Below are 12,430 nucleotides of genomic sequence, written 5' to 3'. Positions count from 1 at the left end.
TATTTTTAAATTATTTTAATTTTATTATTTCCTAGAAAAGTTTTAGTATACTTATGCTATAGTATACTTTTATATGTAAATATAAGAATTAAAAAATTCACATAATTTTTAAAAATATGTTTTTAACTTCTATTACAGAATTTATTTCCAAATTATTATAATTATAAAAAACCTATAGAATAGACTTTTTTTCATATCTACTCTATAGGTTACATTTTTCTCTTTCTATTATTCTTTATATAAACTTTTAAGTAACTCTATTTCTTTCTTATATCCATCTAATTCATTAGGTGTTTCAAGGAAAAATGGTAAATGACGTAACTTTGGATGATTAATTATATTAGATATAGCCTCTAATCCTATATAACCATTACCTATAGTTTCATGTCTGTCTTTATGACTTTCAAATGGATTCTTACTATCATTTAAATGAATAGCATATAATCTATCTAAACCTATTATTCTATCAAACGCTTCTAAAACTTTATCTAATTCATTTACTATATCATATCCTGCATCATGAATATGACATGTATCTAAACATACTCCTAGATGATTTTTTAAATCAACACGTTTTATGATTTCAGCTATTTCTTCAAAATTTCTTCCTACTTCAGTTCCTTTTCCCGACATAGTTTCTAATAAAACCTTTGTTGTTTGATCTTTTTTTAAAATAGAATTCAAAGCATCAGCTATATATTTTATTCCTACTTCTGAACCTTGTTTAACATGACTCCCTGGATGAAAATTATATAGATTATTTGGTATATATTCCATTCTATTTAAGTCATCCTTCATTATCTCTATAGCAAATTGTCTATTCTTTTCATCAGCTGAACATGCATTTAATGTGTATGGTGCATGAGCTAAGATTTTACCAAAATTATTTTCTTTTGCTAATTCTAAAAATTCTTTAACATCATTCTCATCTATATCTTTTGCTTTACTTCCTCTTGGATTACGGGTAAAAAATTGAAAAGTATTTGCTCCAATTTTCAAAGCATTTTCACCCATATTTTTAAACCCCTTTGATGAAGATAAATGGCATCCTATATTTAACATATTTAGATTTCCTCCGTACTTAATATTAATTTATTTATGTATTTTTTATACAAATATATATTTTTTTGAAAACTAATTAAAGCTTAAATCACTTAATTATTCCTTGTGTCATATATCAATATATTTGAAAGGTCATATATTATTATACATCTAATTAATTTATATTACTATATAATAATTATTATTAATATATAGTACCTAGAAAATATTATATATCAATACAAATCTCTATATTCATCAGGAACATTAAATAAATCATAAAGTGAATCAAAAAATTCTTTTGCCTTTTCTGATTTTATGTCTTCTTTAACAGGAGCCTCTATATATGGTATAACTATTCCTTGTTCTTTTAACATTTCATCTAACACTTCTGTCATAACTCCATAAACTCCATTTTTAATACTATTATCACCGTCATTCACTTCCATGATAGACTCCGTTTTATATTTATTTATCTTGTGTTCTCCCCAATTAATACTACATGTAGGACTTCCTTGTATTCCAATATAACAAAGAGGTGTATTATTATTTTTCTTTAACTCACAAATCATATCTACATATCTTTGTAATTCTTCTTTACAATGATTTCTAAAAAAAGTATTATCGTATTGTTGTCTTCCTTGAGGATTTCTTAAGTATCCCATTGCTGTAAATTCTGGACATGGTAATTGTATTATACTTACCTTTTTTTCTAAAAAATAATCACAAACTATTTTAGCTATTTCGTATCTCTTTCCTAAAACATGTACTCTAGTTGATGGATTTAATAAACAATGAGAAATTATTATGAAATATCTTGGTTTTTTAGACATAATCAGAATTCTCCTCTCTATAAATAAAGCTTTGTTTCTATTCTCCTATCATATTCTGACCATTCACCACTTTGAGTTTTTTCCTTTATTCTGCCAATTTTATTCATTGTAGCATCTATAGAATCAGCATAATTTACTATAAAAGTTTCCTCCATCTTCATATCCCTAGGAGAACCATACTCAAGTTTTCCATGATGTTGAGTAACACAGCCCTTTATTCTATTTATAAAATCATCACTATATAAAGATTGATTTTCTCTAATAGCCTCATTTATCATTTGAACTCCTATTACAATATGACCTTCCATCTCTCCTCTAAGTGTATACTTAAAAGGTCCATCATAATAAAGCTCATATATTTTACCAATATCATGGAGTTTTGCAGAAAGCATGGCTATTTCAGTTCTTCTACAATCATATCTTTCACAAAGTATTGCAGTTAAATACATAACGTTTAATGTGTGTTCTGCAAGTCCACCTATATAATTATGATGCATAGAAACTCCACCAATACCACGCTTAAACTTATTTAAAAAATTTTCATCATTAAAAAAATAATCGTTTAATGCCTTACCTTCTCTAGATATTATGTATTTATTTGTGTACTCCTCAATTTCATTCATTATGTCTTCAATTGGTTTTTTTACTGTTGGCAAATAATCTTCTAAACTATATTCTGAAATAAATTCATATTTTTTAATATCTAAATTTACTCCTTTTATTCCACTAACTCTTAATACCATTCCCGTCTTAATTTCATCATTTTTACTAGGTATATTAGTTTTTATTTCTCCAGTTTTATCTGCTAATATACACACAGTCTTATTAGCATCTTTAAAAATTATTTTCATAACCATTAAATTTATTTCTATATTCTCTTCACCTTTTAAGTCAATTAAAAACTTATTTTTATCACTCATAAAATCCTCCAATTCATTTTTTCTCATAAAAATATTATGCGTAAAAATATACAATATATTAATTATTTAATTTATATTGAACAATTAATATATTGTATCATACTTAGATTAAATATTTATAGTTAGTCTATATACCCATAATTTTTTGATATTTAATTAAAACTAGCATTTAAATTAAATATCTCATACAATTATAAAAGACCTTATAATAATATACTTATCATAAGGTCTTTTATAAGCATTTTGTTAAATTTTTTATTCAAATATAATTTTATGATTTTTTTCAAAATTATATTTTAATGTAAGTGATAAATTATCAGCTCTTTTTCCTTCTATTATATTGGTTACTGTAAAATCTTTTACTCTATCAAACAACATAAAAATCGTTTTAGCTTTATTTTCACTATTATATACTTTCCAATAACCACAAGTTAAACATTTTTTATTTGAGCATTCCATAAAGTCTTTAACATCTTCTAAAGGATATCCTAGAAATATTCCTAGTTCATGTGGACATTTATATAATTTATATCTATATTTTAATGTATTTAATGCATTTTCTACTGATAGCTCTTTTTCATATCCAACACGATTAAGAAATTTCAAATTATCTTCCCTATTAATATATTTTTCTAGTAGTTTCTCATCATATATTAATACTATTAAAGATTTTTCACTATCTCTTAAGGAAATATAGCCTAAATTTAATTTTTTTAAATACTTTTTCCCATATATATTCCATAAATTAAATATATTTTTATTGTCATATTTGCTTAAATTCAGTGTAATAGATGGTTTTAATCTAGCACTTATTAAAGCTACATTATAAGATATAAAAGTTTCAATATATTCTTTTCCCTCCATACCATTTAACAAGTTATAAAAAGTACTAATCTTTTCTCCCATCATTACGCCTCCATTAATTACTTACTTAATTTAGCTATTTCTCTTCCGTATTGAATGCATTGTTCTTCTGCTTCACCTTCAGGTGCATAATTTACAGTTAGTGGTTCTAAAGCCACATTAATTCCTGAAGATGTCATTTCTTCTTCCCAACTTCTCATCCATTGTCCGTCGCCCCATCCATAAGATCCAAATAAAGCAACCTTTTTATTCTTTAAATCTTCTTGTACACTTTCTATAAACGGTAAGAATTCTCCACCTTCAAGTTCTTCATCCCCCATAGATGGACATCCTAATACTACTATGTTTTCATCTTTTAAACTATCTACATTAGCACTAGAAATATTTATCAGTTCAGTTTTAGCTCCTGATTCCTCAATTCCTTTTGCTATTAAATTTGCCATAGATTCTGTATTACCTGTACCACTCCAATAAATTATTTTCATAAATCCTCCTTTTCGCTCTCTTTTTATTGAGAACAATTATCAATTTCATTATATTAATATAATATTCCACTTAAATAATGTTGTCAATAGGTTTTTTACAAAATCAAAAAAATCGCTAAGCGACTGTGGAGCGTCGATTTTTTTAGCCATACACCCTTTCCAAACGTAGTGCAGGAATAATGGTACGGCATACGATTATTTTTTATTCTTTAGGTTCTATTTCTTAATCTTTAAGCGAAAATATAATCTAAGTTATTCACAGATTTTAAAAAATATAAATTACTAAATAATAAAAAACTTTAGCAATTTATTAAAAAATTACTAAAGTTTCCATATTATAAATTTATTCTCTTTTTAAATTTTATTTAATACTAATTTTTTGCTTTTCATTAAATGAAATAAAAATATTATAAATGCTACTATTAAAGTAAATCCGGCATATTCATAAATACTTCTATAGCCTTGTCCAATAACTACCTTTCCCCAAATTATTGATCCAACTCCATATCCACCATCTATTAAGGCGTAATAAATAGCATTAGCCATTCCTTTTTTGTTCACACTTACTGAATCTAATATCATAAGATTAATTATTGGTAATAATGATCCCATCATAACACCACATAAAAAACCAAATATTATTAATTGTGACATTGACCTAACTGTTGATATACCAAATATAGATGCTCCAAATATTATTAATCCATATGATAATACAGTATTTATCTCAAATTTATTTACTATTTGATTTATAAATAATCTTGATGCTAATATGCCTAGTGCATTTATTGTAAAAAATAAACCTATATTATTAAAACCCAATTCTATTCCATATAAAGCTGTAAATGCTAATATAGTACTTTCTGCAACTGCTGCTAAAAATAATATTATTCCTGGTGCAAATACATTTTTCATATCATTATTTTCTTTAATACTCATGTTTACTTTATTATTATCTTGTTCTAATTTATTTTTAGTTACATTTTCATTATATGATAACCTTAAAGATATCAAAATAGTTATAATTGCTACAATGGTTGTTGTAATAAATAATAATTTAAAATTTTCATAATTTTTTCCTACCAATGCTAATGCTATTGATGGTCCTATTGCTGTAGTTATTGTTATTCCTACTCCAGAATATCCTATTCCCTCAAGCATTCTTGACTTTGGTGTAACATCTGTAACAATTGTTGCTACAGCAGTAGATGATATTCCAAATCCAAACCCCTGTAATATTCTTAATAGTATAATTATATATATATTGTCTGTAATTAAATACGCTATTGTTGATAAGGCAGTTATAACTAAACCTAATATCAGAATTTTTCTTCTTCCCACATCATCTAAAAGTTTTCCTGCTATTAATCTAATAAACAATGCAGCTAATGTAAAAGCACCTGTCATTATTCCTGCATAACTATCAACTTGAGTAATTTGTTTTGTATAAATTGCTATTGTTGATAATAATAAATTACAAGCTAAATTTACTCCTATTGTAATTAATAATGCAAATATAAAATGCCTTGTCCACAGTTTCTCTTTTTTGTCCATTACGTTATCTCCATCCTATATTCATTTTTCCTTACAATATTTTAACTACATACTTGAAAATAGATTGTAGTCTGTACTACAATTTATTTAATAAATTTTATATATAGGGTGATTATATGCATAATAACTTTAAACTTTTACCTAGCTCAACTATAAATATAACGTCCAAATTTTACAAAGTGTTTGAAGAAGCTGGTACACTAAAAAAATATAGAAAAGATGAAATTATTTATTTCCAAGATGATATCGCTGAAAATTTTTATTTAATAAAATCAGGGAGAGTCAGAGTTTTTTTAATATCTCCAAAAGGTACAGAACTTACAATTGAAATTTTAAGAAAAGGTAATCTTTTTGGTGAATCATCTTATTTTGCCTATGGTTCTAGATTAACTTCTGGTAGTGCTGCTACTGATGTTGAATTAATAGCTGTATGCTTGAATAAACTTTATCCATATTTAACAAAATACCCTGAATTAATGATTCAAATGTTTCATCTTATGTCATTATCAATTCAAAATTTATCAATTCAAGTTAATAGTATGGCTTTCTTAGAATCTGATAAAAAAACTGCGGAATTATTAGTACGTCTAGGTGTATGTTTTAAAAAAAATAGAAATGATAAATCCTATATAATTGATTATTCACATGAAGAAATAGCTCAATTAATTGGTTGTTGTAGAGTTACTGTGACTAAAATATTGAATAAATTTCAAAAAGACGGATTAATATCTTTAGGATACAAAAAAGTTGAAATTATAAATGAACAGGGATTAAAAGAATTTGCTTTTTCTTAAAACATGAATAATTGACAATGAACAATTATTTTATAAATCTAATTCAAATCTATAAAAACATACTATTCTTTGTTCATTGTCAATTTAATAATATTTCTAATTCTAGATTTTTACTAACTCTCTTAATTTTTAAAAACATTACTTTTGTTTTTCTTTTCATAACTCTTATACATAAGCCATGCAACTAATGAAAATATTATCGGTCCAATTATACTCCAAATTGTTGTTTGAATATCACCTTCTATAGCTGGTTGTATTATACAAAATAAATTAGCTAGTCCTATTGTTAACACAACTATACAGGTCCAAAAATTTGCACTTCCTTGAGTTTTAAATATTATAAATGGTTTTGTTATTTCTTTTTTCTTCTTAAAATATGGAAATGCAAGAGTTATAAATACATATGGTAATGTCATAGCTACATTGGTCATTGAAACAAGTATATTAAAAAATGTTGCCATTGAACTTCCTCCAAAAGCTACTAGTCCTATTATTATACAAACTATAGTAGCTTGAATCCACATAGCATTTATAGGTAAACCATTTTTAGTTTCTCCAATTTTTCCTGGCCACAATTTACTTGGTGTACCTTCAATTATCTGCTTTAATGGTGAATACATAAGTGTAAAAAATGCACCTGATAATGCTAAAAACATTGAAAGTCCAACGTACCTTGCAACACCACGTCCTAAAGACATAGCTATATTTTCACTTGCTCCAAAGGCCGTTCCAATTGAATATCCTAAATTAGACATAACTATGTAACTAGCATTTCCTAAGTTAACCTCCTTTATTCCCATTACAGTTTCCCAGTTAGTAAATATACCAATAAGTAGTATTCCTATTGAATACCCTACTGAAATTATAATAGCTGAAAATAAAATTCCTTTAGGAAAAGTTTTTTCTGGGCTTTCAGTCTCATCAGCTAATCCTCCTATAGCTTCTATACCTCCATAAGCAAATAAAGCATAGACTACAAATGCTAAAGAAGCAATTATATCTCCAGTATATTTAGGATTTGGTGTTTGAATAAATGAATTCAATCCCATAATTGGTTGTTTTAAATTTCCATGATTCCCCCAAAATACTGCTACAGCACCAATCCAGAGAAATACGTTCAATAATAAAACTGAAGTTCCACCTAGTGAAGTTACTTTCTTTATCTTATCAAGTCCTTTTGTAGATGTATAAGTTACTACCAATATCCATATGATTGCCAAAACACCCAAAACTTGTGGTCCTTTAAGTCCAAAAAATGCCCAGTTTTGTGTTGTATCTTTACCGAATATAGCATTTGATACTGGAACCCACATACCAGATGCAACATTAACCATCCAAGTTATATAAGAAAAATACCACATAAACGTTCCAACAAATGCAAATTTGGGTCCAATAGATTTTTCCATCCATGAATATATTCCACCCTTTTCTTTTTTAAAAGCAGAACCAAATTCAGATACCATTAATGCAAAAGGGATAAAAAAAGTTATTCCTGAAAAAATGTACCAAGGAATAGCAGCATAACCCATCTTATAGAACGATCTTGGAATGTTATTAAATCCATAAACAGTTGTGAAAATCATTAATGACAAAGGTATCAATGTTAATTTTTTTGTTAAACTTGTGCTTGACTTCATTTTTTCCTCCTTAATTTTAAATTTAAATCCCTCCATATACATTTCTATACTATTATTTGTTTTAATCACAACAATACTTTTTCCATATGGCATTATTTTTATGTATCAACTCTAAAGGCTATATTGCATAAAAATCATATCTATAAATAAAAAGTAATTATAAATTTTATTTAACTAAATATCTTTAAACATAAAAAACACCGTATAATTCTAAACTGAACAATACGATGTTTTAAGGCATATGAAAATAAATATCAAGTCAAAAATGCCACTGATATTTTGTAAAATACAATAAATTAGAACCTGCTAATAGTTTTGCTATTAGCAGGTTCTAAGAAAGAAATAGTTCACAAAATAAACTAACATATTAACTAGTTATTTATTTGAATGTGCCTAAATTAAATATTTTTATTTATTAATCCTATCTTTAAATACTTCCCTATAAAAAGTATCATCAAATAAAAGCTAAATTATTTCTTTAAATTGTGATAAATGAGTAATTACAAATTCTGCTCCTCCCATTCCTATAGCAAAGAACACTAAAATAATAGCTAATATTATTGCACTAAAATCATACCTCATTTTTTCTTCTTTATTTATTATATATGATAAAATAATTTCCAATCCTAAAAGTACTAAAATAAGAGGCCAAAGTGATACTATTATAAAAACATTAATATTTGGTGTAACCAATCTAAGTAAAAACATCACACCAAACATAACTAAAACAATTCCTGCTGTTAATGTTCCTACTCTACGTCCCTTAAGCATCTACCTCACGCTCCCTTTTCTTACCCATAACAAGTTTTATACCAAGGACAACTATTGCCACCCCTATAATTACTTGCGGAGTATGTCTCATAAAATCATGAATAATATAATAAAGTGTACTTGGAATATATTCTTGTAAAACTCTCATTATATTATCTGTTACTAAATAAAGACCTAGAAACAATAATACTATCCCTGCAACAAGTCTACGTTTTTATAAAGTTTTTTTATTCCTGAATATTTCTTTTTAACCTATCCCTCCATATATTTCACTAGCCTATTATAATCCTCCTTTGTATCTGCATCTAATATGCATCCAACATCATTAACAGGAACTGTTTCTATCTGATCTTCAAATTGTTTCCATATTTCACGAAGCCCACCTTTTGAATCAGACTTAAGGATATAATCTATACATTTACATGAAATTAATGGTGGATGCTTTCGATATCCATCAATAGTAGGAAATGAAACCATGGCATTGGTTCTGTACATAATTTCTTTAACTGCAAGAAAAGTTTGAATACTTACAGCTGGCATATCCCCTGGAAGAAGATAAAAAGCATCACAATTATTCAATGCTGATATACCAATTTTAATAGATGTTAACATATCAGTTTCTGCATATTTATGATTATATATAAATAATAATCGTGAAGGATCATATTTAGTTTGAAGTATAGATTCTACTTCTTTAGCTCTGTAGCCTAATACCACAACTATTTTATTCACACCAGCATTAAACATACTATCGATACTATTTTCAATAATTGTTTTTCCTTTCAATTTCAAAAGCGGTTTAAACGCTTTCATGCGACTAGACAAACCAGCAGCTAATATCACTCCATTTAAATTCATTTAAATATCTCACTTCCTTAATCAAATGAAACTTCAATAACTTCATATACTATTTGTTTTTTGATCTTTTATAAAACGTATCTCTTAACGGTAACTGATTTCGGAATTTGCCATCTAATCTGTAATAAGCATGTGCACACGCAGGAGCGGTTGGAATTAAACATAATTCTCCACAACCTTTTGCTCCATAAGTTTGAGGAATTTTTCCTTTACCTTGTACAAGAATAACTTCAAGTTCTGGTGCATCCTTTGCTCTAATAAGTCCTAATGTACCTAGTTTTATTTTAGGATAACCTCTTTCAACTTTAAACTCTTCTGTCAAAGCATAACCTAATCCCATAATCATACCACCTTCAATTTGCCCTTCAACAGATTGAATATTAACTGGTGTTCCAACATCAAATCCTGCAACTGCCTTTACAACTTTTCCTTCTTCATTAAGTACTATAACCTGTGCTCCATAACTATAACTTACATGACTGATTGGATTATCCTTTATAGCTCCCATTGGATCTGTCTTTGCAGAATATTCTCCATAAAATTCTCTACCTTCTAAATCATCTAATTTTAATCCTTTATCTAATTCTACTTTTAATTTTTCAGATACTCTTCTTACAGCTTCGCCAGTTACTACAGTTTGCCTTGAAGCAGTACTAGTTCCTGAATTAGGTGTACGAACAGTATCTGGTCTTTCATGTATAATAAGGGCAGGATCTAAACCTGTTGTTTCGCATAATACAGTAGTACACATTTGTGCAATTCCTTGTCCCATACAAGCTGCCGAAGTTCTAATATGAACTTTTCCATGTTCAATTGATAAAATACAGCGACCAATGTCCTTATGCCCTACACCAGTTCCACTGTTCTTCCATCCTATAGCAATGCCTGCATATGAATTTGATTCATACACATCCTTAACAGCTTCTAAACACTCTGCAATAGCAACACTTTCATCTGCTATCTGTCCATTTGGCAACACCTGACCTGGACGAATAGCATTACGATAACGAATTTCCCATGGTGAAATACCTACCATTTCTGCTAACAAATTAATATTACTTTCAGTAGCAAAACAACTTTGTGCTGCTCCAAATCCTCTAAAAGCTCCACTAACAACATTATTAGTATAAACAGACATGCCTAGTATATCCATATTTTGATAATTATACGGTCCACCTGCATGTGTGCATGCTCTTTCTAATACTGGTCCACCAAGAGATGCATATGCACCTGTATCAGCAATAATAACAGCTTTCATAGCAGTGAGATAACCGTTTTCATCACAAGCAGTTGTCATTTCAATTCCCATAGGATGACGTTTAGTATGATAATTTAAACTTTCTTGCCTTGAAAATTTTACTTTAACTGGTTTTTTAGTATACCATGCCATTAACGCTGCATGATGTTGAACACTCATATCTTCTTTACCACCAAAACCTCCACCAACAAGTTGAGAATGGGAGTGTACTTTTTCTATTGGAATTTTTAGCATATTAGAAATTTCACGTTGTTCATCATATACAGACTGTGAACTAGTATATAGCAAAATTCCATCTTCTCCTTCTGGCATAGCAATTGCACACTCTGGTTCCATAAATCCATGTTCCTGATAAGGTGTTTGATACTTCCTTGTTACCACATATTTAGAGTTTTTTATTGCCTCAGTTGCATTACCACGTTGAAGCATAGAACGACTCATAATATTTCCATCAACATGAATTAAAGGTGCATCTGATCTTAAAGCATCTGTTGGAGATGTAACTGGTTCTAATTCAGTATAATCAACTTCAACTAATCCACATACTTCATCAAGTTTATCTTTATGATAAGTTGCTACTAATGCTAATGCATCTCCTATATACCTAGTAGTCTGCCCTTCAGCAATAAGTACATCCCAATCTTGCTTTATATGTCCAATAATATTGTTTGGCACATCTTTAGCCAATAAAATCTTCACACAATCTGGATGTGCTTCTGCTTTACTTATATCAATTTTATTTATAATAGCTCTTGGGTATTTTGAATGAACTGCTTTTGCATAAATCATTCCTTGTAATTCAATATCATCTACAAAAATGCCTGTTCCATTTACTTTTTCAGCTGCATCAACACGTTTAAATCTCTGAGCCATCTTTAATTCAGTTGAATTAGGTATAATTTTAATATTATTTCTAAAATATTCTGCCGCCATTAAAATAGCTTCTTCAATTTTCTTATACCCTGTACAGCGACAAATATTCCCATTTATCGCCTTCTTTACATCTAGTCTAGTTGGATTAAGATTAACATCTAATAAAGCTTTTGCGCAAATTACCATTCCTGGAATACAAAAACCACACTGAACTGCACCAGCTTCTGCAAAACAATGCTCATAAACTTCTTTTTCTCTACAACTTAATCCTTCTACAGTTAAAATCTTTTTTCCTACAAATTTAGATACTTTTTGTATACAAGCTTTTACTTTTTTTCCATCAACTAAAACAGTGCATGTCCCACACGCCCCTTCACTACAACCATCTTTTACAGAAGTAATTCTTAAATCATCTCTTAAAAAAGATAATAATGACTTATCTATCTTAGAAATCACATCTTTACCATTAATATTTAATTTAAACATAAGCGTCCTCCCATTTAGAATAATTTTACAATTAATCTTATAATTATTATAAAATG

Annotated in this window: 12 protein-coding genes; 1 reads left to right on the top strand and 11 read right to left on the bottom strand. The window is 28.0% G+C overall.

Annotation, left to right across the window (positions count from 1 at the left end; genetic code table 11):
- Positions 1 to 228: 228 nt before the first annotated feature.
- The 6 genes from BGI42_RS03435 to BGI42_RS03410 all read right to left on the bottom strand — a co-directional run bounded on the left by BGI42_RS03435 (position 229) and on the right by BGI42_RS03410 (position 5,697).
- Complete coding sequence (locus BGI42_RS03435) at positions 229 to 1,062, bottom strand: deoxyribonuclease IV (protein ID WP_069678978.1); 834 nt, start codon at positions 1,060 to 1,062, stop codon at positions 229 to 231.
- Between the two features lie 215 nt (positions 1,063 to 1,277).
- On the bottom strand, positions 1,278 to 1,874 hold the full coding sequence (locus BGI42_RS03430; protein WP_069678977.1) for a DUF523 domain-containing protein: 597 nt from the start codon (positions 1,872 to 1,874) through the stop codon (positions 1,278 to 1,280).
- A gap of 17 nt (positions 1,875 to 1,891) precedes the next feature.
- Complete coding sequence (locus tag BGI42_RS03425; RefSeq protein WP_069678976.1) at positions 1,892 to 2,794, bottom strand: 3'-5' exoribonuclease YhaM family protein; 903 nt, start codon at positions 2,792 to 2,794, stop codon at positions 1,892 to 1,894.
- A 255-nt stretch (positions 2,795 to 3,049) separates the two neighbouring features.
- Complete coding sequence (locus tag BGI42_RS03420) at positions 3,050 to 3,700, bottom strand: DUF3793 family protein (RefSeq protein WP_242984743.1); 651 nt, start codon at positions 3,698 to 3,700, stop codon at positions 3,050 to 3,052.
- A gap of 17 nt (positions 3,701 to 3,717) precedes the next feature.
- Complete coding sequence (locus tag BGI42_RS03415) at positions 3,718 to 4,143, bottom strand: flavodoxin (protein ID WP_069678974.1); 426 nt, start codon at positions 4,141 to 4,143, stop codon at positions 3,718 to 3,720.
- 354 nt (positions 4,144 to 4,497) lie between these two features.
- Complete coding sequence (locus BGI42_RS03410; RefSeq protein WP_069678973.1) at positions 4,498 to 5,697, bottom strand: MFS transporter; 1,200 nt, start codon at positions 5,695 to 5,697, stop codon at positions 4,498 to 4,500.
- Between the two features lie 116 nt (positions 5,698 to 5,813).
- Between BGI42_RS03410 and BGI42_RS03405 the strand changes: the two genes are divergently transcribed.
- Positions 5,814 to 6,491, top strand: coding sequence for a Crp/Fnr family transcriptional regulator (locus tag BGI42_RS03405; RefSeq protein WP_069678972.1), 678 nt, complete (start codon positions 5,814 to 5,816; stop codon positions 6,489 to 6,491).
- Between the two features lie 122 nt (positions 6,492 to 6,613).
- On the opposite strand, the gene yjeM is transcribed toward BGI42_RS03405, so the two are convergent.
- From yjeM to xdh, 5 genes are all read right to left on the bottom strand, one after another.
- Positions 6,614 to 8,128 carry a glutamate/gamma-aminobutyrate family transporter YjeM gene (yjeM, locus tag BGI42_RS03400; protein ID WP_069681018.1) on the bottom strand — a complete coding sequence of 505 codons (1,515 nt, stop codon included), beginning with the start codon at positions 8,126 to 8,128 and terminating at the stop codon, positions 6,614 to 6,616.
- A gap of 465 nt (positions 8,129 to 8,593) precedes the next feature.
- Complete coding sequence (locus BGI42_RS03395; RefSeq protein WP_069678971.1) at positions 8,594 to 8,899, bottom strand: LiaF transmembrane domain-containing protein; 306 nt, start codon at positions 8,897 to 8,899, stop codon at positions 8,594 to 8,596.
- Complete coding sequence (locus BGI42_RS16000; protein WP_158523390.1) at positions 8,892 to 9,047, bottom strand: hypothetical protein; 156 nt, start codon at positions 9,045 to 9,047, stop codon at positions 8,892 to 8,894. Before BGI42_RS16000 ends, BGI42_RS03395 begins: the two co-directional genes overlap by 8 nt.
- Positions 9,048 to 9,151: 104 nt before the next feature.
- Positions 9,152 to 9,757, bottom strand: coding sequence for a nucleotidyltransferase family protein (locus tag BGI42_RS03385; protein WP_069678969.1), 606 nt, complete (start codon positions 9,755 to 9,757; stop codon positions 9,152 to 9,154).
- A 49-nt stretch (positions 9,758 to 9,806) separates the two neighbouring features.
- Positions 9,807 to 12,374, bottom strand: a complete 2,568-nt coding sequence (xdh, locus tag BGI42_RS03380; protein WP_069678968.1) for a selenium-dependent xanthine dehydrogenase — start codon at positions 12,372 to 12,374, stop codon at positions 9,807 to 9,809.
- Positions 12,375 to 12,430 lie beyond the last annotated feature (56 nt).

This window comes from Clostridium taeniosporum (genome assembly GCF_001735765.2).
GTDB lineage: Bacteria > Bacillota > Clostridia > Clostridiales > Clostridiaceae > Clostridium > Clostridium taeniosporum.
Note: the sequence above shows the minus strand (reverse complement) of the source record. Positions and strands in the feature narration are given on the sequence as shown.

Excerpts from the sequence above, each read along its gene's own strand:
- xdh (WP_069678968.1), bottom strand. The coding sequence starts at position 12,374 with ATGTTTAAATTAAATATTAATGGTAAAGATGTGATTTCTAAGATAGAT.
- BGI42_RS03425 (WP_069678976.1), bottom strand. The coding sequence starts at position 2,794 with ATGAGTGATAAAAATAAGTTTTTAATTGACTTAAAAGGTGAAGAGAAT.
- BGI42_RS03405 (WP_069678972.1), top strand. The coding sequence starts at position 5,814 with ATGCATAATAACTTTAAACTTTTACCTAGCTCAACTATAAATATAACG.
- BGI42_RS16000 (WP_158523390.1), bottom strand. The coding sequence starts at position 9,047 with ATGAGAGTTTTACAAGAATATATTCCAAGTACACTTTATTATATTATT.
- BGI42_RS03430 (WP_069678977.1), bottom strand. The coding sequence starts at position 1,874 with ATGTCTAAAAAACCAAGATATTTCATAATAATTTCTCATTGTTTATTA.
- BGI42_RS03410 (WP_069678973.1), bottom strand. The coding sequence starts at position 5,697 with ATGGACAAAAAAGAGAAACTGTGGACAAGGCATTTTATATTTGCATTA.
- yjeM (WP_069681018.1), bottom strand. The coding sequence starts at position 8,128 with ATGAAGTCAAGCACAAGTTTAACAAAAAAATTAACATTGATACCTTTG.
- BGI42_RS03415 (WP_069678974.1), bottom strand. The coding sequence starts at position 4,143 with ATGAAAATAATTTATTGGAGTGGTACAGGTAATACAGAATCTATGGCA.
- BGI42_RS03395 (WP_069678971.1), bottom strand. The coding sequence starts at position 8,899 with ATGCTTAAGGGACGTAGAGTAGGAACATTAACAGCAGGAATTGTTTTA.
- BGI42_RS03385 (WP_069678969.1), bottom strand. The coding sequence starts at position 9,757 with ATGAATTTAAATGGAGTGATATTAGCTGCTGGTTTGTCTAGTCGCATG.
- BGI42_RS03420 (WP_242984743.1), bottom strand. The coding sequence starts at position 3,700 with ATGGGAGAAAAGATTAGTACTTTTTATAACTTGTTAAATGGTATGGAG.
- BGI42_RS03435 (WP_069678978.1), bottom strand. The coding sequence starts at position 1,062 with ATGTTAAATATAGGATGCCATTTATCTTCATCAAAGGGGTTTAAAAAT.